Origin of the sequence: Campylobacter showae, assembly GCF_900699785.1 — a bacterium.
In the GTDB taxonomy this organism is placed as follows: domain Bacteria; phylum Campylobacterota; class Campylobacteria; order Campylobacterales; family Campylobacteraceae; genus Campylobacter_A; species Campylobacter_A showae_D.
Genome location: NZ_LR535679.1, coordinates 1,559,295 through 1,582,448 on the forward strand (window position 1 = coordinate 1,559,295; position 23,154 = coordinate 1,582,448).

Consider the following 23,154-nt stretch of genomic DNA (forward strand, 5'->3'; position numbering starts at 1 on the left):
GTAAAATGGAGCTTCCTAGATGGACGTTTGAGGACGCGTACGGCGACTTTGACGATGCGAGATTTACGGATGCACTCTCAAATTTGGACGAAATTTTAGGCGAGATAGAGGGGCTGCTGGGCTCTAGCGGCGGGCTAAATTTGCTGATAAACGCATACGAGCGCGGCTTTGAGGAGGCAAACTCCTTGCTCGCATTTTGCCGCTGCAAATCAAGCGACGACGCCAAAGACGAGCGAGCAGGTGCGGCCGAGGCGAAAATCAGGGAGAAATTTTTGCGTCTTGAGCGGACGAAAGAGATCATTTTTGAAAAGATGGATGCGCTAGATCCCTCCGATACCGCGCGCCAAACGCAGGAGTTTGCGCGGATAAAATTTCTTTACGATGAGCGAAAAAGTAGCTGGCGGGCAAAATTTGACGCAAAGGAGCGTAAAATTTACGAGGATACGGCGGCTAGCAGTTTCGCTCCGCTTTACGGCGTATTTAGACATCTAAACAACCTCATCGCCGTGCAGGCTACCGATAAAAAGGGCGTAAAAAGCGTCTATAATCTCTCAAAATGCGTGGGCGTTTTAAAGGGCTCGCCAGATACCGCGCTGCGAAAGAGCGTGTTTGAGGGGCTAGCGGATCATTACGGTAAGCACGCGAGCTTGTACGCCGACGTTTTAAATTTGCTTCAGGGCTTTAGGCTGAGCGAATTTAGGGCGGCGGGGACGGATATCCTCACGCCTAGCCTGCAGCAAAACAAGATCAGCGAGCAGGCCGTAACGGCGATGTTTGCGGCGCTAGATCGCAGATCAGACAAGATCAGAGAGTGCGTGAGCCTGCGCGCGAAGTACTTCCCGCAGGGTAAAATTTACGCCCGCGATCTGCTCGCGCCGTCTCCTTTTACTAGCGCGGAGGAGATCTCCTACGAGCGGGCGATAGAGACGATCTGCGAGGCTCTGGGCGAGGTTGGCGAGGAGATACCAGAATTTATCAAAATGATGCTGCAGAAGTGCTGGATCGAGGCACAGGTGCGCGAAAACAAAGCAGGCGGCGCGTTTTATACGAGGTTTGATAAATTTCGTCAGCCGCGAGTATTTTCTAGCTATATGGGCACGCAGGCGCATATGATCCAGCAAGCGCACGAACTCGGACATGCGTGGCACTACTGGATCATGCGCGATTTGCCCGCGCTGCAAACGCAGTTTCCGATGACGCTAGCCGAGGCTGCTAGCACCTTTAATGAAGCCGTACTGCGAAACTATCTGCGAAAAAATAGCTCGGATAAAAATTTGCTCTTTGACATCTTGTGGCAGGAGCTAAAATCTGCGGCAAATTTCATGCTACACATCGGCGTGCGGTTTGATTTTGAGATCGCCTTTTTAAAGGCTAGGCTAAAGGGCGCGGTCGGCGCTGCGCAGATAGAGGAGCTCATGCAAAAGGCGTGGCGTGGACGCTACGGCGATACGACGCAGGACGCGGAGGGCTTTTTGCCATACTTTAAGCTACATTTTTACAAAACCGATCAATACATCTACAACTACCCCTACACTGTCGGCTACCTGCTCTCGCAGTTTTTGCTGGGCGAGTTTAGGCGCGCGGGCGATAAATTTATCGGCGCGTACAAGGCGTTTTTGCGCGAGTGCGGCGTGATGAGCGTTGAAGCTTTGCTACAAAAGCACTTCGGCAAGGACGCGCGAACGCTGGAGTTTTGGCTCGAGTGCGTCGATAATGCGCTAATTTATGCTGACGAGTTTAAGCGGCTCGAAAAGCAGATGGAGCTTGATAAGGCGGCAAAATCGGACGGGTAAAATTGAACCCAAATTTGATTTATTTTCTACCAAATTTAAGAGCAAAAACGTCGAGCTTTTTGCTCTTGTCGTCTATTCGTCAAATTTGAGCGCCGTTTCTTGATTCTAAAAGATAAATGAGTAAGTCAAATTTAAAATTTCCTCACAAAATTTGACATGCGTTACAAATTTGCACTTAACTGATAACAACTATCATAACTAAGCTATTTTTTAGCTAATCTATTTTATAATAATCACAATCAAATAAACAGGAGCCAGAAATGTCAGTTTTAGTTATCGGAGCCGACGAAATAACGCCTATAAAAGCAGTCCTAAAAGACCTCGGCGCGGAAGCGATCGAACACTGGGACGCGCGCAACGAAAACCGCGTAAATCGCAAACCGATCCCGCAAGATACCGAGTGCGTCGTGATGCTAACCAGTTTTTTAAACCACAACACGATGAAAACGATAAAAAACCAAGCTAAAAAGCGCAATATCCCGATCGTTTGCGCCAAAAGAAGCGTCAGCTGCGTGTTTAGCGAGTATTGCAAAGTCTTTGGGCTAGATAAGGAATTTGGATGCTGCAAGGTAAAAGACTAATAGATGAAATTCGGCTTTTTATCAGGTATTGGAGAAATAACTCCAAGTATTTTTTCAGGGCTTGATGCGGTAAATAAAGCCCGAATTTTTATAAATTTATACAACTGTTGCGCAGGTCGCGAGCTAAAAATTCCTCTTATTTATGCGTATTCGGGCTTAAATTTGGAGGAAATTTTTTTAAAGCGCATAGAGGATCTATGCGAGTTTAAAAATCCTAGCCGAAGTAAAATTTCAAGCTTTTGTATCGCCTCAAACGCCGTCATCTGCGCCTATAAAACGGGCAAATTCGACGCCGTTCCGCCGCTAGCCGTCTCCCCCAAACACCCGGCCGCCAAGCTAATCCTCATGCTAAAATCCCAAAACGGAATATGTTTTGACGCGGACATAATGTTTTCTCAGTTTGTTTATGATAAAATACGCGCCAAACATTTTGATAAAAACGTTTATTTTCAAGACGGGATTATCTTTGCCGAGCAGGGCGGGCGCAAGCTTTTTGGCGTTATGCCGTGCTTTAAAGAGATAACCAAAGAGCGGTTTCATCTGGCTAACTGCGAGATCGCTAGAGGCTTTGAGGCGCTTAGCGGCGGAGAGTTTGACAGGATGTTTATCGTAGCTCCGAGAAATGCGAATTTCTCGCGCTACATCGAGGTCAGACGGGAGTGCGGACGCGGCGGATCGCTGCGACTGGTGCCCTACACGATAAGTCATCATATTTTTTAAAGGAAATTTAAATGATAGGTATCATTTTTGGAAGCAGTATGGGAAATACTGAGGAGGCGGCGAGCTTTTTAGCCGAGAATTTGGGGCTAGAAAACGAGCTTTTAAACGTAGCAAACTGCGACGCGGCTAAGCTAAACGGCTTTGACAAGCTGATTTTGGGCGTTTCGACCTGGGGTACGGGCGACCTTCAAGACGACTGGGACGCGTTTGATTTCGGCGGATTAAAGCTTAGCGGCAAGACGGTTGCGATATTTGGCACGGGCGATGCGGAGAGCTACGCGGATAGCTTTTGCGGCGCGATGGGCAAGCTTTACGATGAGGTCGTAAAAGCCGGCGCAAACGTCGTGGGTGCAGTGTCCGTGGACGGATATAAATTTGACGAATCAGAAGCCGTAAGAGACGGTAAATTCGTCGGTCTGCCGCTTGATGCCGATAACGAAAGCGAAAAAACCGAGCCTAGAATCAGCGCTTGGATAGAGCAGATTAAACCTCATTTTGCTTAAAATTTAATACTTCTAGTCGGGCTTTTTGCCCGATTTTTCTTTCAAATTTAACTCTTTTTTATATCAAATTTGACTTTGCCGCGCTACGGTATTAAGGCGATTTTGGCGCACGGTAGTTACGCAAATTTTATCAAGACCGCTTCATGGCTAGCCGAGCAAATGCGGGCTTTTAATCAACTCAAATTTGAGCTAAAATTTAGTAAATTTAGCTAAAATCACGCCGAATTTATGTTAAAAATAAGGAGAAAATATGCCTCTACTAGATAGTTTTTGCGTCGATCACGTGAGGATGAACGCGCCGGGCGTGCGTCTGGCAAAGACGATGAAAACGCCAAAAGGCGACGATATAAGCGTGTTTGATTTGCGTTTTTGCAAACCGAACGAAGAAATCTTGCCCGAAAAAGGCATCCACACGCTAGAGCATCTGTTTGCGGGCTTTATGCGAGATCACCTAAATGGCAAGGGCGCCGAAATCATCGACATCTCGCCGATGGGCTGCAGAACGGGCTTTTATATGAGCGTGATCGGCGTGCCGAGCGAGGAGGCGGTCAAGGCCGCATGGACGGCGTCGATGAAGGATATCCTGGGCGTCAAAAATCAAGAAGACATCCCCGAGCTTAACAAATATCAGTGCGGCACGTACAAGATGCATTCGCTTGACGAGGCGCACTCGATCGCAAGCAAAATTTTAGAGCGCGGACTAATCACGATAGATAACGAAGAGATCGCGCTAGACGTCGCTGCGATGGGGCTTAAAAAGCACTAATCGCTCGTTAAATTTAGCCGCCGTTTGCGCGGCTTTTACTCTTGCGGCAAATTTGAGCAAAGCTCAAATTCGGCCCGGTTTGCCGCGCTATTACTTCAAATTTTACTCTTTTAATATACAAAACCCGCTTCGTAATAAAATATAGCGATATAATTTTAAGCCGTAAATTTATAAAATTACATTAATAATTTTTCTTAAGGAAGTGCGATGAAAAATTTTAAATTCGTTTTGATCGCTGCCTGTGCGGCTGCGATAAGCTTAAATGCCGAGGTTTTAACAAAGACGACCGACATATCGCTAGACGGTAAAAAGGTCGGCAAGATCGAGGTTTTAACACCGGTCGAGGTCGTCTCCAAAGACGGCGCAAAGGCTAAAATCAAGGTAAATGGCGCCGTTTCGGCAAACTACCTGGCTCAGATACAGCGAAGCGTCAAAAATGCCGAGATTTTCACGGTTTTTGATGCCGAAAGCGAGGCGAATTTTAAGAAAATAAAAGAGGTCGAGGACGACTACGGCGAGCTTTGGTATGAGGTCGAGGGCACGTACGAAGTCGCCGCAGACGCGCTAGGTAGCGACGCAAACGCGCTATACAAACAGGCTCAGCAAAAATACGAAGAGACCTGCTCGGCATGCCACCGCTTGCACGAGCCAAACAGCTTTACGGCGGCTCAGTGGCCGGCAAATTTGCAGTCGATGATCGATACGAACTACGTCTCACTAGAGGAGACGGAGCTAAATTTGATCGTTAAATACCTACAGCATAACGCAAAAACCGTAGAATAGGGATTTAGTCCGACTAGCGCCTAGCTAAATTTGCTCGTCGCTTGAAGCGTAAAATTTAGCGACGTTTGTTCTTTAAATTTGGATTTTATGTTTTACGGCGGCAAATTTAACGCTACCGGCTTAAATTTGCTGCGTCTTGCTCGCTAAACAACCACATTGCAAAAACAAGCGAGCGCCGCTAATAAAATATGGGTTTTAAAAGTAAATAACGGAAAACGAGTTGCCAAATCGCCGATCGCAAGTATCGGCGATTTGGCTTTGCTTGGGTCTGCGACTTCGCGACTGCAAGCGCAAGGTGCGGGGGCTTGCTCCTGCGAGAATTAAATAAGGGAGAAACCGATGAAAAGACGAGATTTCATCAAATTTTCGGCCTTGGCGGCTACGGCTGCGCAGGCTAGTAGGATAGAGGGCGTCAAACAGACGATTTTTGATAACAAAAAAGTGTTCGGCGCAAACAGATTCGGTCCGTTTTGGGCAAATTTGAACTCATCGCAGATCGTTTCTGTTAGCGATTTTGAGGGCGATAAATTTCCAAATACGATGAACTATAGTTTGCCTGATTCCGTGCAGAACGAAAACCGCGTGCTCTATCCGATGGTGCGCAAAAGCTACCTAAAAGCAAAAGGCGCGGCAAAGAGCGAACTGCGCGGTAAAGACGAGTTCGTGCGCGTTAGCTGGGACGTCGCGCTTGATCTAGCTGCAAAGGCTCTAAAAGAAAACTTCGACAAATACGGTGCCGAGGCGATCTACGGCGAGTGCTACTGGTGGGGCGGCAGCGGTAAGGTCAGCTGGGGTCGTACGGTCGCGCACAGGATGCTAAAAGTGCTTGGCGGCTACGTGGAAGAAAGCGGCGACTACTCGACCGGAGCGGGTCTAGTCATCATGCCTCACGTGCTAGGCGGTAGCGCGGTTTACGACGCGCCGACGAAGTGGAAAGCTATCGTCAAAAACGCTAAAAACGTGGTATTTTGGGGCACGGATCCTATCGTAACCAACCAAATCTCATCAGTCCCTCCGACTCACGACGGCTACGTAGGTATGCAGGAGCTTAAAAAATCGGGTATCAAAACCTATAGCGTAAACGTCATGATAAACGACACCGCGCGCTACTACGGCAGCGAAAACGTCATCGTGCGCCCAAATACCGACACCGCGCTCATCATCGGTATGTGCCATTATCTGTTTACGAACAACCTCTACGACGAGGAATTTATCAAAAAATACACGGTCGGATTTAATAAATTTAAAGACTACTTCCTCGGCACGCAGGACAAGGTCGTAAAAGATATCGAGTGGGCGAGCAAAATTTGCGGCGTACCTGCGGGCACGATAGCGCAGTTTGCGACGCGTCTAGCCAAAGAGCCTACGACCGTGCTGATCGGCCGCGCGCTACAAAGAGCCGACCACGGAGAGCAGCCTTTCTGGGCGCTAGTGGTGCTAAACGCGATGCTAGGACACGTGGGTAAAGAGGGGCTTGGGTTTGAGTTTAGCCTAGGATACGGCTCTGCGGGCGCTACGGACAAGATTGCTCCGGTGCTAAAAGGCCTAAGCACGCGTATCGACGAGAAGTACGAAAACGTAGACGGCGCGCCGTGGAAAACGACTAAAAACATCACTATCCCGTCCTCTCGCAGCATCGAGGCGCTAGAGCATCCGGGCAAAGAGATCGACTACGACGGCACTAAGATCAAGCTGCCACACATGAGAGTGGCATACATGGCCTCTGGCTCGATGTTTACGCGCCATCAGGACGTAAACAACATCGTAAAGCAGTGGCGTAAATTTGACACCGTTATCACAGCCGAGCCGTACTGGACTAGCACCGCAAAATTTAGCGACATCGTGCTACCGGTAGCTATCGAGGTCGAGAGAAACGACATCAACCAAACGGGCGCTACGGGCGAATACATCGTGGCTTATAGGCCGGCGATAGAGCCGATGGGCGAGAGCAAGAGCGACTTTTGGATCTGCGAGCAAATTTGCAAACGCTGGGGTAGAGGCGAGGTATTTAGCGAGGGCAAGGACGAGCTAGGCTGGATGAAGGAATTTTACGCCGACGCGGCCGAGCAGGCCAAGGGGCTAAATTTGAGCATGCCTAGCTTTGAGGAATTTTACGAAAAAGGCTACGTGAGGTTTGAAAAAGACAACACGGAAACCGAGCTTTATACGCGCCTAGCTGCCTTCCGCGAAAATCCTGCCAAAAACCGACTAGGCACTCCGTCGGGTAAGATAGAGATCTACTCGCCGACGATCGCAAAGATGAACTACGCCGACTGCCCGCCGATGCCTACGTGGATAGAGCCGAAAGAGTGGCTAGGCAACGCGACGAAAAAATACCCGCTACACGTCGTTAGCCCGCACTCTCGCTACCGCCTGCACAGCCAGCTAAACAACTCTATCATCAGAAATTTCGCCGAAGTTAGCGGCAGAGAGCCGGTGCTAATAAATCCAAAAGACGCCAAAGAGCGCGGCCTAGCCACGGGCGACGTTGCGCGCGTATTTAACGACCGCGGCGAGATACTAGCGGGCGTGCTAGTTACCGACATCGTGCCTGAGCGCGTCGTAGCTATCTGCGAGGGCGCATGGTATGATCCTGAAAAATGGGGCGAAAAGAGCCTCTGCCAGCACGGCTGCGTAAACGTGCTAACATTTGATAAAGGCACGTCAAGTCTCGCGCAAAGCAACTCGGCTCACACCGTGCTAGCGCAGATTGAGAGATTTAAGGGGGAGATTAGGCCGATAACGGCGTTTTCAAAACCAAAAATCCTGCAATCTTTGTAGCGCGTCGTCTCGCGGGCATCTTTGCTTGATCTCGTAAAATTTTCGCTCCGCAGGCTATATGCCTAGCGCACGCTCAAATTTTATTTCAAAACAAGCAAATCTGCTCCGCGATACTTCCGCTTACGTTTTTTGGGCGGCGCGTCGTCTCGTCTTGTATTTTTGCGCTCAAATTTGCAATCAGCCGATTTCAACAAACATTGCTTTTTGCTGAAATTTTGCGCTTCTAGCGAAAACATATGCGCCGAAAATTTCAGGCGATACGAAGGCGAGCCTAAATTTTCGTGCTGACGAAGTCAGGCGCCGCATCCGTTTGAGCGGGAGCGTAAAATTTGAACGTAAAATTTATCTCTCGGTTAAGCCCATTTTCTTTCGTATCCGTCAAATTTGAAGAAATTTTAACCGCTCTTGCCGCGCTTGAGGCCCCTTGCTCGCTTGAGGCGATCGCGCCGATTGCTGATTTAAACAACGAATTTTACCGCGAGCTGGCGGACGACTACGCGCGGGAAGATGAAGCGCGCGAGGAGCCCGAATATAAATATTTCAGCGTTTTCATCGAGGATCTGGGCGCAGATAAGACAAAAACGCTCGTGTTTTTAAAGAAATTTTTTGAGGACGAGAGCTTTGCGGCGACTAAAGAGAGGGCGCGAAATTTGCCGCTTTGCCTTTTTAGCGGCATAGAGGACTCGGCGCTGCTGCTGCAAGACAAACTCGCCTCGCTCGGAGTTAAATTTAACGCCCGCGAGATATCTTTTAGCGAATTTATCGCGCGTCAAGGCTAATTTATTTAAATTTTGCTATCATACGCCGCATTTTTTAAAAAGGATAAACATGAAAAAATCACTGCTTTTCGTCGCGCTTTGCGCTTTTGCCGGACAGCTTGCGGCTGCTGAGATGCCTGCTGCTTGCGAGGAGTACAAAAAGGTTTCTTACGATTTCATCGATTCGATGGCAAAACAAGCGGAGGCTCAGGGCAAAAAGGACTTTGACGCTGCCGCAACGAAAAAAGAGTTTGAGGCCGACTACGCGAGCATAAAAAAGATGAGCAAAGAGGAGCAAGAATCTACGTGCAACCAAGGCATAGCCGAGGTAAAAGAGCTTGAAAATATGCTAAAAATGATGGGATCGATAAAGTAAATTTAAGTCGCTTTGGCTTATTTACGCTCCCAAAATCCGCGTTTAAAAGTCAAATTTGAGCGCGGATTTTTAAATTTACTCAAATTTACAAAACCGTCACTCAGGCACGCAAATTTCGCCGCGCCGCATCGCTTTTAACGTGCAAAAGCCCACGATACCTATAAAAACGCATAAGATAGCAAAACCCGTCGCTCCCGCAAATAAGAAAAATTTGATCCCGTTAAACTCGAACGCTCGTAAAAACGCTATGCTAGCCGCAGCCGTCGGAAAGGTAAACGCCCACCACGAGAGGAAAAATTTAAGCCGCAAAAAGCTTTTAAACATAAAAAGGATGAGAAGCGCGAAAAATAGCGTGACGTAGAGCATGATCTTCGCCGTCGCGTCAAAACCGCCGGTGAGCTTGACGTAGTCCAAAAACGCCATCGCAGGCGGCGCGATCACGATAAAAAGCGTCGGGATAAATTTCTGCGGCATCTGGTCGTGAAATATGATGCGGTAAAACAAAACCGCAAAAAGCACGGGCCAAAAAAATATCCCGATCGCAAAATAATACCACGCAAGCTCGCTCGCGGCGGGCGCTGCTAGCGGGACGAAGAGGTTGCCCACGATCGGGATAAACCACGCGGGGTTTGAGTGCGCGATCTGGACGTTATTTTTGATCCAAAAGGAGACGACGTGCAGCGTGATAAAGGTCTGAAACGCTACGCCCACGCAAAAAAGCGCATCGTAAACTGGCGCGAAGTCCCGCCAGAGTGAGGCGACTAGCAGCGTGCCGATCGAAAATGCGGCGAAAAAATTTACGCGCACCGGGTGGAAAAACTCCGCCTTGCAAGCCCCTGGGTATCTGATCAGCTTTGCCGCGTAACAAGCGCAGATGAGCGCGTATGCTAGACTCGCCGCGCCGCGTAAAATCTCAAAAACCGCGCCTGAGATATCAAAGATCAAATTTAACCGCTCGTATGCGAGAGCTAGCCCGCCAAGCCCCATAACTACGGTGTAAAACATGATCGGAAAGTGCTGTAGCCAGCTTGATTTTTCGTCCTGCGTTTTCATATTTTTCCTCGTTTTTTCTAAATTTTAGCCGAATTTTAGCGCAATTTCGGTGAGTTAGTCACGAAATAAATCAATGCTTAAAATATTTTGTAGCTAAATTTTATCACCGTGCTTTTACGTAAAAGAAAATATAATTGAACAAAACCGAATTTAACCAAGGAGCGCATATGTCTGGAGACGAGCTAAAAGATACGATAAGGCGGCGGTTTACGTCTAAATTTACGCTTAGTGCGCAGGATGAAGAGGCGGTGCTAAAAAGCGCGACGTTAAGAAGCTTTAAAAAAGGCGAGAGGATATACCTAAAAGACGGCTGCCTTGGTTACGCGATCATCATAAGCGGGCGTGCGCACGGGCTGGTTAGCACGAGTAATTTTAAAGAGATCACCGTCTTTAACCTGCAAGACGGCGATAGCTGCATGCTGTGTGGCTTTTGTTCGCTAGGAGCGCTACAAGCGGAGATAAATTTACAAATCGAAGATGACGTGCGGATGATTTTGATACCAAGAGAGATCTTTAAGAGTCTACGCGAAAACTATCCGCAGGTGGCAAATCACGCGCTAGAGCTCATGGCGACGCGATTTAGCTCGGCGATAACCGCTATGGATCAGACGCTGTTTTTGCCTCTAGCTCGGAGAATAATAAATTTCCTCGAGCAAAACGGCGCGAAAAACGGGCTAAAGATCACGCACGAACAGATCGCAAACGACATCGCCAGCGCGCGAGAAGCAGTATCAAGAGCGCTAAAAGAGATGCAGAAAAAGGGGCTCGTCGAGCTAAAACGCGGAGTCGTGACGTTAAGGTGACTTTGTTACATATTTAAATTTTAAAATGCGCTATGATTTGACAATAACTTCTAAAAGGAGCTTTTATGCAAAGCATCGACAGAAGAGGCGTCTTGAAAATTTTAGGCGCGGCGGGGTTAGCGGCGGCGGGAGTCGCAGGGGCTAGCAAGCTAAATGCTGGAGAAAATGCGGACATCCGCGCAAATATCCTAATAATCGGTGGCGGTCTAGGCGGCATCAGCCTAGCGGCGAAACTACGACGAGATATGCCAAATGCCGAAATAACCATCCTTGATAAGGACGAGTACTTCTACTATCAGCCCGGCTTTACGCTCATCGCAGCCGGTCACTATCTGCCCGAAGACATAACCTACGAAAAATCAAATTTGATCCCGGACGGCGTAAAATGGATAAAGCAAAATGCCGTATCCATTGGTCCAGCGGCAAATTCCGTCAAGCTAGAGGACGGGTCAAATTTAAGCTACGACTACCTCGTGATAGCTAGCGGAGCGGAGTATGAGTTTGAGAGCGTAAAAGGGCTTAGCGCCGACGATATCGGTAGCGACAACGTGACTTCTATCTATACGATCCCAGGCGCCGTTGCTATGTCCGGCATAATGAAAAAAGTCGGCAAAGAAGGCGGCAAGATAGTCTTTAGCGACAACAAAACACCGATGAAGTGCTCGGGCGCAAATAAAAAAGTAACGTTGCTAACCGAAGATATGGCGCGAAATTTAGGCAACAGAGACAAGCTTGATATCTCGATATACTCGGGTGCGCGCACGGTATTTTCCGCTCCGATTTATGCTAAAATGATAGAAGGGATGCTGGAGGAGCGAGACGTGAAGTATTTTACCTCGCATCAGCTGGTTGAGGTGGATAAAAGTACCAATATAGCGGTATTTGAGCACGCTATGCCGTACCGCGAAAACGGCGAAAATAAACTCGCTAAAGAGCTAGTCGAAGTAAAATTTAACTACCTACACCTAGTGCCTCGCATGAAGGCTTCTAAAATCTACGCCGATGCAGGGCTAAGCGTAGAAAAGGGCGATGTGGCGGGCAACTGGATTAGCCTCACGCGCGAGACGCTACAACACTCGAAATTTAAAAATATATTTGCTATCGGCGACGTTTGCGGATTTCCCGCCGGTAAAACCGGAGCTAGTATACGCAAGATGTATCCAGTGCTGGCGCAAAATCTAGCCGACGTCATAAAAGGACGCGAACCGAGTGCTAGATACGGCGGCTACACCGCGTGCCCGCTGCTAACGAAATTCGGCAAAGCGGTGATGGTGGAGTTTAACTGGACGGGCAAGCCCGAGCCTACGATAGCGTGCATGGGCGCGACTCGCGAGAGCTACCTAAACTGGGCGATGAAGCTATATATGATGAAGCCGATGGTCATGCAAGGCATGATAAGAGGTCTAGCATAAAGGAGAGAAAATGCAAAACGTCGGGATTTTAGATAAAACTATCCGCCTAGTGATCGCTGCGGTTTGGATATACGCATTTGGGTTCGTCTGCGAGTGCTGGCTGTGGCTGGTCGGACTCGTGCCGCTACTGACGGCTGTTTACGGTTATTGTCCTCTTTATAAATTTTTTGGTATAAATACGTGTAAAAAATGCAAAAACAAAGAGAGGAAAACGCAATGCTAAGTAAAAAAACTAGGATAATAAGAGCGCTGATTGGGCTAGCGATAATGATCGTGGGAGCGGTGTTTAGCAGCTGGTGGGGGCTGGTTGGGCTCGTGCCGTTTATCGTGGGCGTCACGGGATTTTGCCCCGCTTGCTACTTTTTAAACCGCTGTTCGCTAAAGCATTAAATTTAGCCGAATTTGCTAGTGCGGACTCAAATTTAATCTCCAAATTTGAGTCCGCGCTTTATTTTTGGATAAATGCAAATTTAGGTTTTATAAACCGCACTCTTTACGGCGCAAATTTAGCCGTCCGCACCGTCAAATTTAACTCCCACCCGCTCATTTTTAACGCGATATGCATCAAATTTAAGCTAAAATACGCCAAATTTTTAAAAGGATAAACGTGAACGATTTTAAAAGATTAAACGAGCTAGTAGCGGCCGGTAAAGACGAGCTAAACGCGATGTATCGGCAGCTAGATAACCCTAGCGAGGTCGTGCAAAATATGCTAAAAATCGCCGGTTTTAAGGGGCAAAAGAGTGAAAAGGTCGCGGTTTTGCGCCGCATAGTCGATCTAAAGGTTGAGCCGCTAGAAAATGAGCTAAAAAAACAAGGACGCGAGGAGGCCGAGATAGGGCGCATAAAAGACGAAGCTTTTGAGCTCGTGCGCGAGTTTTACGAGGCGTGCTTTGAAAAGCTTTTGGCGCGGATAAAAGAGGAAAAAATAATAGACGATTTTTACCTAGCGCTACTTAGCGGCATGCACGGCGCGGGGCTAGCGATGAACGCGTGGCAAAGCGCGTGGGACAGGCAAATCCTGCAAACTACGAATAAAGAATTTGAAGCTAAATTTGCAAGCATGGCCGATGCGATCAAATTTATCGACGAAAACGGCCTCTATCAAAAAGACGGCGACGAAAAGGGCGAGCGAAGCTACGGCGCGGTCCTAAAAAACGGCGAAAAATACGCCTTTGCGCCGTATGCAGCGGCCTTTGAAAACGAAGTAAAACGCGTGGCGGACGCGCTGGATGAGCTAATCAAAAATCTAAAAATGCTAGCTCTAAACGACGAGCAAAGAGCTTACGTGAGGTATTTTGAAAAGCTGAAGGCGGCGTTTTGCGAACAAGAAAACGACCGCGCGATCCCCGCGTGGCAGGATGCCGAGCGTGCGTGGATGAATGTAAAGGGCCCGCTACAGCCCGGCCATCCGCTCGAGTACTACGAGGATGCCTACACGCACGCCGTCGCGCTCGAGTGGGACGTGAGACTAGCGGGAGCCAGCGACTTTGACGAGGAGGAGTTTAAAAAGGGCGTCATCCGCGCCTACGAGCAAATTTGCCGCGAGTGCGGGATAGAGGACGCCCTGCTCGCGCGCCAAGTGACGCAAAACGTCGCTAGAACGCAGACATACATCAGCGTGCCGATGATCTACTACGGCGCCGAGCTAAACGGGCTTTTCTCCGCACAGGTCGTGCCAAACGACGAGACCGTGAGCAAGGAGCGCGGCAAAAAGATATTCGCCTTCGTGGAGCACGTTTACGAGAGCGCCAAGGCGCGGCCGTTTATGAAGCTTAGCGGGGAGATTTTTTCGCGCGAGTTTTTGGACTACGGGCGCGAAATTTTATTTAAAAAGCCGCAAATTTGGAAAAAAACCTACGAGATCTCCACGATCGGCCACGAGTTTGGGCACATACTTTTCGTCGGCACCGACACGGAAAAGGCGATGAACGCGGACGGCGAGTTTAAATTTATCGAGGAGTACAAGGCGACTACTGGCGGGCTCGTAAATTTCTTTATCGGCGGCGACGCGAGCTACGAGATGAGCGTATTTCACGAGCTGATCGCCCGTGCGGTCGGACTTATCGCGTGGCGCGAGGTCGATGAGGTGCGCGCGTACTACTGCGAGGGGCTCATCCATCTTAGCTTGCTGTTTGACTCGGGCGCGCTTAGCTTTGCGGACAGCGCTTTGGTCGTCAAATTTGACCGCGAACACTATGCTAAATTTAAAGAAATTTGCCTCGCAAACTACAAAAATTTGGCGCTTCACTACGCAAGGCGCGCTCCGGCGGGCGAGTTTTTGGCGAAATTTTGCGATAAAGAGGGTAAAAGCTATCTGCCTAAACACGCGCAGGCAAGGGCCTTTGTAGAGCATTACTACGCCCGCTACAAGGCTATCGGAAACGAACTTGACGAGAGCGGCGAATGGGAAAAATGGCAAGCGGGAGAGAGATAGGGCGCGTCCTTAGCGTCAAATTTTACCTTGGCTTGCGGCGAGTTTGGTTATAAATTTACCTTTTGCGGGCCAGACCCGTACCTTTTGGGCGCTAAATTTGCGCTGTAAAGACGCGGGTTTTTCGAGTCAAATTTAAACCACGGCTTGACGCAAGATAAGCCAAACGCGGCGGATTGTCGCTAAATTTGCAAAATTAAATAAAAATAGAAAGGATAAAAATGGAAAAAACATTAGAAGGCATGGGCGAACCGCGCATGAAGCAGGTCGCCTTGCCAAAAGACACCAACTCCGCTGGCAACATTTTTGGCGGCTGGATACTAAGCCAGATCGACCTTGCGGGCGCTCAGGCCGCGCGCGAAGTAGCTCCGGAGCGCGTCGTGACAATCTCGATGCAAGAGATTATATTTAAACAACCCGTTTTCGTCGGCGACGTCGTGAGCTGCTACGCCAAGATAACGGACGTGGGCAACACCTCAATCAAAACCAAGATCGAAGTCACGGCGCAGCGGCTAAATGCGGCGGGCTTTCGCGAGTGCATACACGTGACATCCGCGATCGCGACCTACGTGAGCGTGACCAAAGACGGCGCAAAAAAACCGATCGATCTGGAGCTAAAAAAAGCGCACGGGTTTTGATCCGTTCGGCTTGAGGGTCTGGAGCAAGCTGGCTCGCCAGGCTCTTTAATAACGCGTCAAATTTGACTCGGTTTTGCGGACGGCTAGCAAACGAGTCAAATTTGACTAAATTTACGCGGCTTGCTCGCGAAATAAAATTTTGTTTTGCCTAGTCGGCGGTCAAATTTGACCGACCGAAACTCACTCTAAATTTACCGCACTCCAAAATAATTCAAAATAAATTTAACGCCAAAACGCTCGCGCTATCAGAAACGACTCAAATTTAATCTTGCAAATTTAACCGTTTTTACTCTCCTTAAGCCTCACGGAGGGATCAAATTTGATTAAGCGTGGAAGTAGAATTTTAAGTTACGTTAATACAATAACTAATTCTAATCTTAATAAAATCTCTCAATACGCCTTTATAAGTAACTAAAATGATACGCTAGAAAATGCGATTATACAGCTATTACGGCTTTGTTTACAGATATACAATATAAATTAAATCTTAAATTTAGAAACTGATTTACGATATTAAGAGAATTTATTATCTTTTAAGGACAAATATGCGAATATTTCATATCTAATAAATGTGCAAATTTTGCACATCGGAAAAGGAGAAAAAATGGCAAAGACCGGTAAAGTCATATGCCCGTACTGCGGCACGGGCTGTCAGGTCGAGCTTCACGTCGAAAACAACGTGATAAGAAGCGCGCTTGGAGTGCAGGATAACCCCGTAAATCAGGGCAATCTGTGCCTAAAGGGCTTTTACGGCTGGGACTACGTGGGGGCTCCTGATAGACTAACAAAACCGCTAATTCGCAAAAAAGACGGCGTATTTAGCAAGGACGGAGATTTTGAAGAGGCTAGCTGGGACGAAGCGCTCGATCTAGTCGTCTCAAAGATGAAAGAAGTAAAGGAAAAATACGGTCCGGACGCGCTAGTAGGCAACTACTCGGCTCGCTGTACGCTAGAGGACAACTACGTCGCGCAAAAGGTAATGCGCGCCGTAATCGGCACAAATAACGTCGACCACTGCGCTAGAATTTGACACGCTCCGACTGTGGCAGGTCTTGCCAAAACAATCGGTAACGGAGCGGCGACAAACAGCTTCACGGAGATCGGACCTTATAGTAATTGTATATTAATGATCGGCTCAAACCCCGAAAACGGCCACCCGATCGCGGCTATGCACATACAGCGCGCGCTAAACCGCGGCGCTAAGCTCATCGTGGTAGACCCGATAAAAACGGAATTTGCTAGCCGAGCGGACGTGCATTTGCAGTTAGCGCCCGAGCATAACATCGCGGTTATAAACTCACTCATTTACGTTATTTTCGAGGAAAATTTGGTCAACTGGGACTTTGTAAACGAATGCACTAAGGGCGTGGAATACGTACGCGAAGCGGTCAAGGACTATTCGCCTGAAGCCATCGCTAGCTATACCAACCTAAACCCGCAGGACGTGAGAAAAGCGGCCCGTATGTACGCGACTATCAGACCTGCGGTCATCACGCACGGCATGGGCGTCACGCACTTTAACCACGGCGTAGGCGCGGTTTGCGATATCTCAAATTTATTTCTTTTAACCGGAAATATCTGCGAGCTAGGAAGCGGCGACCTACCGATACGCGGTCAAGAAAACGTTCAAGGCTGCTGCGATATGGGCGTGTTGCCGAATATTTTTCCAAATTTGGGCTCGGTAACCGATCCAAAACAGCGCGAGTGGTTCGAGCAGGTTTGGCATCTAGAACCAGGCTCTTTAAATGGCAAAATCGGCATCCATAAAACCGAAGTGCCAAACGCCATCCTTGACGGCAGAGTGCACTTTTTCTGGACGATGGGCGAAAACCCGGTTATGACCGATCCAAACACCAACCACTTCCTAAAAGCGATTTCAAAAGTCGATATGTACGTGGTTCAGGATATCTTTTTAACCGAAACGTCGCGTAAAGCAGACGTCGTTTTGCCGGGCGTGGCAAGTAGCGAAAAAGAAGGCCTCTACGCCAACGCAGAGCGCCGCGTACAGCACAACGAGCACGTCATCACGCCTCCGGGAGACGCCAGACAAGACTGGTGGATCATCTGCGAGATCGCGCGAAGGCTCGGAGCGACCGAGGGATTTAACTTTAACTCGCCTGAAGAAATTTGGGAAGAGGTACGCAAGTGTGACCCTAGAAGATACGGCGGTATGAGCTACTACCGCATCAAAAAGCACCACGGCTTGCACTGGCCGTGCCCTGACGAAAACAGCATGGGTGGGCAGAGCCTATATCTAGATAAAAAATTCTTTACGCCCGACGGCAAAGGTAAATTTATCCCTTGCTTGCACGTAAAGAGTGTTGCAGATATCGAGCCTGCCAAAGCCGAGTTTGCTAAACGCGTAAATTTACCGCCTGAGTACGAAGTGATGGCCGGTAGCGTGGACGAGCCGACCGATGCCGAGTATCCGATACAGCTGCTAACTACGCGTAAAGTCTATCAGTACGCCGGCGGCGTCATGACCAGGCGCTCAAAAGCTATCGAAGAGGGCGGAGATAGCATCGGACCGATCGCGGAGATGAACCCTGCGTTAGCCGAGCGCTACGGTATTAAGCAAGGAGACTTCATCAAAGCATGGAGCAGATACGGCTACATCGTCATCAAAGCTGACGTCACGGGCATCGTCCCAGACGGCGTCATACAGATGACCTACCACTACTGGGAGAGCTGCTGCAACGAGCTAACGAGCAACGGCTGGGACTTCATCAGTAAGACTCCGACCTTTAAGGCCGCCATCCAGATCCAAAGGATAGAGGAGGAGGAATTTTTGCGTATTCGGGAGCTAAAACGCATCAAATTCCAAACCAACAAGGTCATCTACGACGACTATCACCACGAGTAATTTTTTAGCCTCGCTTGCTAAACTGCGGGCGGGGCTTTTTAAATTTATCTTTTAAATTCGCTTCTTGATTAAATTTTAAAAATATATCTTGTTTTAATATGCTTTTCTGTAATATTCCACAAATTTTAATATGCATTTTTGCAATATTATAAATTTATACTTCACAAGGAGCAAAAGATGAAAAAATTTCTCACAACGCTGCTTTTAAGCGCTATCGTCGCGCTAGGAGCCGAGGTCAAAACCATCACCGATATGACGGGCAACGAGGTCAAAATCCCGGCCAAAACGCAAAAGATAGCCGCGCTCTGGCACGCAAACAACCAAGTGATTTTGGTGCTAGGTGGCGCGGATAAGATCGTAACTACGACCGATCAGATCAAGAAAAATAAGTGGTTTGCTAAAATTTACCCTCGCATCGCAGAGGTGCCGGCCGCGCTAAACGGCAACGACATCCAGATCGAGGAGCTTGTTAAACTAGCGCCGGACGTAGTCGTCGTGTCAAATAAAAATTTCCAAGAAAACCTTACTAAAAACGGCTTTAGCGCGGCGAATTTGATATTTCGCGACTACGACGATATGAAAAAAAGCGTGCTGCTAACGGCCCAGATCATCGGCGGCGACGCGGCTAGCAAGGCAAAAGAACTAAACGAAAATCTAGATGCCAACATCGCGCTAGTTACCGAGCGCACGAGCAAACTAAAGGACGCTGCGCGCCCTAAAGTGCTACACATCGTAGGCGGCGCAAACCTGCTAAAAATCGACGGTACCAAAACGATCATCGACACGTGGGTGAAATACGCGGGCGGTAAAAACGCGGTGCAAAAAGAGGGCAGCATGATAGAAATCACGGCTGAAGAGATCGTGGCCGCAGATCCCGATATCATCATCGTTGGCGGCGCGGACAATCAAAAAGCGGTTGAGAAAATTTACGCTGATCCCGTATTTGCAGGGCTAAAAGCGGTCAAAAATAAAAAAGTCTACGGCAACCCAAAAGGCGTGTTTAGCTGGGATAGATACGGCGCGGAGTCGGCCTTACAAATTTTATGGGCGGCTACTATCATCCAGCCGGAGCTCTTTAAAGACGTCGACGTAAAGGCCCAAACTAAGGCGTTTTATAAGAAATTTATGAACTACGACCTTAGCGACGCGGAATTTGACTACATCCTAAAAGGACTAAATCCGGACGGCAGCAAATAATCAAATTTGAGCGGATTTGCGGGTAAATCCCGCAAAATCAAAAGGAAGCAAAGATGAAAAAAGGGACGCTTGCATTTGGCGCGGCTTGCCTTTGCGCGGCACTTAGCGCGCAGGCGGTCGATCTAAAATTTGATCCGGATAAATTTGAAACTCGCTCTATAAAATTAGGCGAAAAAGAGGTCAAATTTAGAGCCTACGAGGGGATAGTTTACGTAGCAAACCCCGTGGATAGCGAGTATCAGAGGTTAAATTTTTACGTCCCGGCGCAGTATTTTGAGGGCGGCAAAGACAAAAACAGTAAAAATGTGACGGGCAAATTTGACGCGGCAAGCGTTCCGATCTTTTTGCCAAACTCCATCGGCGGATATATGCCGGGCAAGCCTTTTACGCCCGCCCTTGATAAAAACGGCAAGCCAAACGCGGTGCTAGCGGCGCTTGAGCGCGGTTACGTCGTCGCTGCGCCTGGAGCTAGAGGCAGGACGCTCAAGGATGCAAACGGTAAATTTAGCGGCAAAGCGCCCGCCGCCATCGTCGATCTAAAGGCCGCCGTGCGGTATCTCAAATTTAACGACGCAGCGATGGCCGGCGACGCGAACAAAATCGTATCAAACGGCACGAGCGCGGGCGGAGCGATGTCGGCGCTGCTTGGCGTCTCGGCGGACGCGCCCGAGTTTGAGCCCTACCTGGCCGCACTGGGAGCCGCAAAGGCTAGCGACGAGATCTACGCCGTCTCCGCCTACTGCCCGGTTACGAACCTAGAAAACGCCGACGCGGCCTACGAGTGGATGTTCGGCGCGCAGACGAAATACGAGAAAATGGACTTTAGTACGCTTGACGCGGCTGGGTTTAACGACCGAAGCGGCAAGCCAAAAACCGTCTCCGGCGAGCTAACCGCAGAGCGAAAAGAGCTCTCCGCTGCGCTAAAATCGGCCTTCCCAGCTTACGTAAATTCACTAAATTTAAAGGACGCCAAAGGTCGCGCGCTCACGCTTGAGCCTAGCGGCGAAGGAAGCTTTAAAGAGTACGTCAAAAAGACGCTAGCAGACTCTTTCGCGGCTGCGAAAAGTCGGGAGAAAAGCCTGCTAAAGCCCGAGTTTTTCACGCTTGAAACACAGGGCTGCACGCTCGGATATGATTTTAAATTTGAAGACTTTGTTCTATCTATGCCTCGCGCTAAAGCTACGCCGGCATTTGACGGGTTAGAGCTACAAAATCCCGAAAACGACTTTTTCGGCGATGCGGACGCGGCGGCGAAGCACTTTACCGAATTTAGCGCAAAACGCGGCACAGGCGAGAGCGCCGATGCTAAAATCATAAAAATGGTAAACGCGATGAGCTATCTGGGCAATAAAAACGCGGCTAAATTTTACCGCATCAGGCACGGCGCAGCCGACTCTGACACGGCTCTAGCCGTACCGCTTATCTTGGCGTTAGGGCTACAAAATGCGGGCAAAGCGGTTGATTTTGCGGTGCCTTGGGGGCAAGGTCACGGCGGCGACTATGATCTGGACGAACTTTTTAGGTGGATAGACCGCGTCGTAAAATAGCTGAAATTTGATGCGGCGGAAGCTTGCTTTCAAATTTGGCTCGACGAAAATTTGCGGAAACGTTAGATTTAAATTTGATAACGCAGCAAGGGGTGCCTAGCTCAAATTTATCGTTAGCGCTAAGCCTTAAACGCAAAACGGCGGGTAAATTTGACCCAAGCGGCATAAATTCGGCGCTCGGCGCAAGGGTTATCTAGGTCGTAGAAAACCGCCTTTTTGCTCGCTGTTTTAGCAGCGATCGCAAATAAGAAACAAAAGCTTCGCTCGCCAAGTTAGCGACAAGGCAAATTTAGCCCTTTCGCAAGCGATTTTCACGCGGCGCTACCGCGGACGCAGATTTTATTTTAGGAGAAAGATGAAAAATATTAGTTTTAAATTTATGCTGATTTTGCTGGCCGCGCTAACCGTAGTTTGCGGCGTAGTCGCGCTTGGCGTCGGCAGGTTTTACGTAGCGCCAGGCGACGTGCTTAGCGTGATCGGCGGCTTTTTTGGAGTACCGACGGACGCCGCGGCAAATATCCAAAACGTGGTCGAGAACATCCGCATACCGCGCATCATCGCAGCCGTCCTCGTCGGAGCCGCGCTTAGCATCAGCGGAGCGGCATATCAGGGCGTCTTTCGCAACCAGCTAGTTAGTCCCGATCTGCTAGGCGTTTCGGCCGGAGCTTGCGTCGGAGCAGCGCTTGCGATCATGTTTGATTTATCGCTTTTTTGGGTGCAGGCGTTAGCCTTCGTCTGCGGGCTTGCAGCCGTAGGTATGACGCTATCCATACCGCGTCTGATGGGGCGCTCTAGCACGCTGATGCTGGTGCTTTCGGGCATCATCGTTAGCGGTCTGATGGCTTCTGTTATCGGCTTTTTAAAGTACGTCGCCGACCCCGAGACCAAGCTACCCGACATCGTTTACTGGCAGCTAGGCAGTCTAGCTAAGATCGATGCGGGCAATCTTAAATTTATCGCGCCCGTGATGATAGCCTGCGCGGTACTGCTCGTAGCGATGAGCTGGAGGATAAATTTGCTCTCGCTAGGCGACGAGAGCGCGGCGAGACTGGGCGTAAATGTAGCGCTTGAGCGCGGCGTCATCATCGTTTGCGCGACGCTGCTAACGGCATGCAGCGTCTGCGTGAGCGGTATCGTGGCGTGGGTAGGGCTACTGATGCCCCACCTAGCGCGCATGCTAGTTGGCGCAAACAACGCCCGCAGCCTGCCTGCGAGCATATTTATGGGCGCGATATTTTTGCTATTCGTTGATACCCTAGCGCGCACGATCAGCGTTAGCGAAGTGCCTCTGGGCGTACTTACGGGCTTTATCGGCACGATATTTTTCGTCTGGGTACTCTGGCGAAATAAAAAGGTTGCGTGATGCTTGAGGTTAAAAATCTAAATTTTGCCTACCCAAACGGCGCGGGTAGGCTAGAAAACGTAAATTTACGCGTCGGCAAGGGCGAGATACTAACGATACTGGGGCGAAACGGCGCAGGAAAATCTACCATGCTAAGCCTAATCAGCGGTACGCAGGCGCCTCACTCGGGCGAAGTTTGGCTAGGCGGCAAAAATAGCGCCGAGCTTAGCAACAAAGAGCGCGCCAAAATCATGGCCTACGTCGCTCAAAGCGAGATCTGCGAGTACGACTACACGGGGCTTGAGTTCATCACGATGGGGCGAGCGGCGCATCTGGGTATCTTTGCGCGGCCTAGCCAGGAGGATACGGCGATAGCGAAGGAATTTACCGCAAAGCTTGAGATCACGCACCTTGAGGATAAATATATCACTCAGATGAGCGGCGGGCAAAAGCAGATGTGTTCGATCGCCCGCGCGATGGCTGCAAAGCCCGAGATCATCGTATTTGACGAGCCGACCTCGGCGCTGGACTTTGGAAATCAGTATAAATTCCTACGCACCGTTAAGCAGCTAAAAGAGCAAGGCTACACCATCGTGCTAACGACTCACAATCCCGATTTTGCCGTACTTTTGGGCGGCTACGTGGCGTTAGTTAAGGGCGGAGGCGAGGTGGCTTTCGGCACGGTGGACGAGATCATAGAAAGCGAGCATCTAAGCAAGCTTTACGGGCTAAATTTGAGCGTAGAGTACATCGAGCAAGTAACTAGAAAGTGCTGCCTGACGCATCCGCTGTGACTGCGGCGCG

The 23,154-nt window shown here is 49.3% G+C and carries 23 protein-coding genes; 22 read left to right on the forward strand and 1 reads right to left on the reverse strand.

Features of this window, described 5'->3' with window-relative positions:
* Positions 1 to 5 precede the first annotated feature (5 nt).
* The 9 genes from E4V70_RS07785 (at position 6) to E4V70_RS07825 (ending at position 9,061) form a co-directional block, all read left to right on the forward strand.
* Positions 6 to 1,793 (forward strand): M3 family metallopeptidase, encoded by a 1,788-nt coding sequence (locus E4V70_RS07785; RefSeq protein WP_122862558.1) that lies wholly within the window; start codon positions 6 to 8, stop codon positions 1,791 to 1,793.
* Positions 1,794 to 2,053: 260 nt separating this feature from the next.
* Entirely contained in the window at positions 2,054 to 2,374 is a 321-nt protein-coding gene (locus tag E4V70_RS07790) for a DUF2325 domain-containing protein (protein ID WP_002949171.1), read from the forward strand.
* Between the two features lie 3 nt (positions 2,375 to 2,377).
* The gene (locus tag E4V70_RS07795) at positions 2,378 to 3,094 is read left to right on the forward strand and encodes a UDP-N-acetylmuramate--alanine ligase (protein WP_122862559.1); all 717 of its coding nucleotides are present in this window, start codon (positions 2,378 to 2,380) and stop codon (positions 3,092 to 3,094) included.
* A gap of 11 nt (positions 3,095 to 3,105) precedes the next feature.
* Positions 3,106 to 3,597: a flavodoxin FldA gene (gene fldA / locus E4V70_RS07800; protein ID WP_009492535.1), complete on the forward strand. Its 492-nt coding sequence runs from the start codon at positions 3,106 to 3,108 to the stop codon at positions 3,595 to 3,597.
* Positions 3,598 to 3,847: 250 nt separating this feature from the next.
* Positions 3,848 to 4,363: an S-ribosylhomocysteine lyase gene (luxS, locus tag E4V70_RS07805; RefSeq protein ID WP_122862560.1), complete on the forward strand. Its 516-nt coding sequence runs from the start codon at positions 3,848 to 3,850 to the stop codon at positions 4,361 to 4,363.
* Between the two features lie 207 nt (positions 4,364 to 4,570).
* A complete protein-coding gene (locus E4V70_RS07810) occupies positions 4,571 to 5,146 on the forward strand; it encodes a hypothetical protein (protein ID WP_122862561.1) in 576 nt (191 codons plus the stop codon).
* Between the two features lie 339 nt (positions 5,147 to 5,485).
* Complete coding sequence (locus E4V70_RS07815) at positions 5,486 to 7,927, forward strand: molybdopterin-dependent oxidoreductase (RefSeq protein WP_122862562.1); 2,442 nt, start codon at positions 5,486 to 5,488, stop codon at positions 7,925 to 7,927.
* 329 nt (positions 7,928 to 8,256) lie between these two features.
* Positions 8,257 to 8,706 (forward strand): hypothetical protein, encoded by a 450-nt coding sequence (locus E4V70_RS07820; RefSeq protein WP_232037848.1) that lies wholly within the window; start codon positions 8,257 to 8,259, stop codon positions 8,704 to 8,706.
* A 49-nt stretch (positions 8,707 to 8,755) separates the two neighbouring features.
* Complete coding sequence (locus E4V70_RS07825; protein ID WP_122862563.1) at positions 8,756 to 9,061, forward strand: DUF5339 family protein; 306 nt, start codon at positions 8,756 to 8,758, stop codon at positions 9,059 to 9,061.
* Between the two features lie 96 nt (positions 9,062 to 9,157).
* Here the strand turns inward: E4V70_RS07825 and E4V70_RS07830 are convergent, their stop codons facing one another.
* Complete coding sequence (locus E4V70_RS07830) at positions 9,158 to 10,114, reverse strand: SLAC1 anion channel family protein (protein ID WP_122862564.1); 957 nt, start codon at positions 10,112 to 10,114, stop codon at positions 9,158 to 9,160.
* A 167-nt stretch (positions 10,115 to 10,281) separates the two neighbouring features.
* Between E4V70_RS07830 and E4V70_RS07835 the strand changes: the two genes are divergently transcribed.
* The 13 genes from E4V70_RS07835 (at position 10,282) to E4V70_RS07895 (ending at position 23,144) form a co-directional block, all read left to right on the forward strand.
* Positions 10,282 to 10,917, forward strand: coding sequence for a Crp/Fnr family transcriptional regulator (locus E4V70_RS07835; protein ID WP_122862565.1), 636 nt, complete (start codon positions 10,282 to 10,284; stop codon positions 10,915 to 10,917).
* Between the two features lie 65 nt (positions 10,918 to 10,982).
* Positions 10,983 to 12,329: an NAD(P)/FAD-dependent oxidoreductase gene (locus E4V70_RS07840; protein ID WP_122862566.1), complete on the forward strand. Its 1,347-nt coding sequence runs from the start codon at positions 10,983 to 10,985 to the stop codon at positions 12,327 to 12,329.
* A 10-nt stretch (positions 12,330 to 12,339) separates the two neighbouring features.
* Positions 12,340 to 12,552: a YgaP family membrane protein gene (locus E4V70_RS07845; protein ID WP_002949192.1), complete on the forward strand. Its 213-nt coding sequence runs from the start codon at positions 12,340 to 12,342 to the stop codon at positions 12,550 to 12,552.
* Positions 12,546 to 12,719 carry a YgaP family membrane protein gene (locus tag E4V70_RS07850; protein WP_122862567.1) on the forward strand — a complete coding sequence of 58 codons (174 nt, stop codon included), beginning with the start codon at positions 12,546 to 12,548 and terminating at the stop codon, positions 12,717 to 12,719. Before E4V70_RS07845 ends, E4V70_RS07850 begins: the two co-directional genes overlap by 7 nt.
* Positions 12,683 to 12,934, forward strand: coding sequence for a hypothetical protein (locus E4V70_RS07855; protein WP_122862568.1), 252 nt, complete (start codon positions 12,683 to 12,685; stop codon positions 12,932 to 12,934). The genes E4V70_RS07850 and E4V70_RS07855 overlap by 37 nt, the downstream gene beginning before the upstream one ends.
* Positions 12,935 to 12,936: 2 nt before the next feature.
* Positions 12,937 to 14,766, forward strand: a complete 1,830-nt coding sequence (gene ciaB / locus E4V70_RS07860) for an invasion protein CiaB (protein WP_122862569.1) — start codon at positions 12,937 to 12,939, stop codon at positions 14,764 to 14,766.
* A 218-nt stretch (positions 14,767 to 14,984) separates the two neighbouring features.
* Positions 14,985 to 15,401: an acyl-CoA thioesterase gene (locus E4V70_RS07865; RefSeq protein ID WP_122862570.1), complete on the forward strand. Its 417-nt coding sequence runs from the start codon at positions 14,985 to 14,987 to the stop codon at positions 15,399 to 15,401.
* Positions 15,402 to 16,005: 604 nt separating this feature from the next.
* A complete protein-coding gene (locus tag E4V70_RS11235) occupies positions 16,006 to 18,264 on the forward strand; it encodes a molybdopterin oxidoreductase family protein (RefSeq protein ID WP_241091465.1) in 2,259 nt (752 codons plus the stop codon).
* A gap of 177 nt (positions 18,265 to 18,441) precedes the next feature.
* Positions 18,442 to 19,461, forward strand: coding sequence for an ABC transporter substrate-binding protein (locus E4V70_RS07880; RefSeq protein WP_122862573.1), 1,020 nt, complete (start codon positions 18,442 to 18,444; stop codon positions 19,459 to 19,461).
* 53 nt (positions 19,462 to 19,514) lie between these two features.
* Positions 19,515 to 21,008 (forward strand): subtype B tannase, encoded by a 1,494-nt coding sequence (locus tag E4V70_RS07885; protein ID WP_122862574.1) that lies wholly within the window; start codon positions 19,515 to 19,517, stop codon positions 21,006 to 21,008.
* A 74-nt stretch (positions 21,009 to 21,082) separates the two neighbouring features.
* The gene (locus E4V70_RS11125; RefSeq protein WP_269472426.1) at positions 21,083 to 21,205 is read left to right on the forward strand and encodes a hypothetical protein; all 123 of its coding nucleotides are present in this window, start codon (positions 21,083 to 21,085) and stop codon (positions 21,203 to 21,205) included.
* 158 nt (positions 21,206 to 21,363) lie between these two features.
* On the forward strand, positions 21,364 to 22,371 hold the full coding sequence (locus E4V70_RS07890; protein WP_122862575.1) for a FecCD family ABC transporter permease: 1,008 nt from the start codon (positions 21,364 to 21,366) through the stop codon (positions 22,369 to 22,371).
* Complete coding sequence (locus E4V70_RS07895; protein ID WP_122862576.1) at positions 22,371 to 23,144, forward strand: ABC transporter ATP-binding protein; 774 nt, start codon at positions 22,371 to 22,373, stop codon at positions 23,142 to 23,144. Before E4V70_RS07890 ends, E4V70_RS07895 begins: the two co-directional genes overlap by 1 nt.
* The last annotated feature ends 10 nt before the right edge of the window (positions 23,145 to 23,154 follow it).

Bases quoted from the DNA above. Each gene is read 5' to 3' on its own strand.
- E4V70_RS07785 (WP_122862558.1), top strand. From the start codon at position 6: ATGGAGCTTCCTAGATGGACGTTTGAGGACGCGTACGGCGACTTTGAC.
- E4V70_RS07790 (WP_002949171.1), top strand. From the start codon at position 2,054: ATGTCAGTTTTAGTTATCGGAGCCGACGAAATAACGCCTATAAAAGCA.
- E4V70_RS07795 (WP_122862559.1), top strand. From the start codon at position 2,378: ATGAAATTCGGCTTTTTATCAGGTATTGGAGAAATAACTCCAAGTATT.
- fldA (WP_009492535.1), top strand. From the start codon at position 3,106: ATGATAGGTATCATTTTTGGAAGCAGTATGGGAAATACTGAGGAGGCG.
- luxS (WP_122862560.1), top strand. From the start codon at position 3,848: ATGCCTCTACTAGATAGTTTTTGCGTCGATCACGTGAGGATGAACGCG.
- E4V70_RS07810 (WP_122862561.1), top strand. From the start codon at position 4,571: ATGAAAAATTTTAAATTCGTTTTGATCGCTGCCTGTGCGGCTGCGATA.
- E4V70_RS07815 (WP_122862562.1), top strand. From the start codon at position 5,486: ATGAAAAGACGAGATTTCATCAAATTTTCGGCCTTGGCGGCTACGGCT.
- E4V70_RS07825 (WP_122862563.1), top strand. From the start codon at position 8,756: ATGAAAAAATCACTGCTTTTCGTCGCGCTTTGCGCTTTTGCCGGACAG.
- E4V70_RS07830 (WP_122862564.1), bottom strand. From the start codon at position 10,114: ATGAAAACGCAGGACGAAAAATCAAGCTGGCTACAGCACTTTCCGATC.
- E4V70_RS07835 (WP_122862565.1), top strand. From the start codon at position 10,282: ATGTCTGGAGACGAGCTAAAAGATACGATAAGGCGGCGGTTTACGTCT.
- E4V70_RS07840 (WP_122862566.1), top strand. From the start codon at position 10,983: ATGCAAAGCATCGACAGAAGAGGCGTCTTGAAAATTTTAGGCGCGGCG.
- E4V70_RS07845 (WP_002949192.1), top strand. From the start codon at position 12,340: ATGCAAAACGTCGGGATTTTAGATAAAACTATCCGCCTAGTGATCGCT.
- E4V70_RS07850 (WP_122862567.1), top strand. From the start codon at position 12,546: ATGCTAAGTAAAAAAACTAGGATAATAAGAGCGCTGATTGGGCTAGCG.
- E4V70_RS07865 (WP_122862570.1), top strand. From the start codon at position 14,985: ATGGAAAAAACATTAGAAGGCATGGGCGAACCGCGCATGAAGCAGGTC.
- E4V70_RS07880 (WP_122862573.1), top strand. From the start codon at position 18,442: ATGAAAAAATTTCTCACAACGCTGCTTTTAAGCGCTATCGTCGCGCTA.
- E4V70_RS07885 (WP_122862574.1), top strand. From the start codon at position 19,515: ATGAAAAAAGGGACGCTTGCATTTGGCGCGGCTTGCCTTTGCGCGGCA.
- E4V70_RS07890 (WP_122862575.1), top strand. From the start codon at position 21,364: ATGAAAAATATTAGTTTTAAATTTATGCTGATTTTGCTGGCCGCGCTA.
- E4V70_RS07895 (WP_122862576.1), top strand. From the start codon at position 22,371: ATGCTTGAGGTTAAAAATCTAAATTTTGCCTACCCAAACGGCGCGGGT.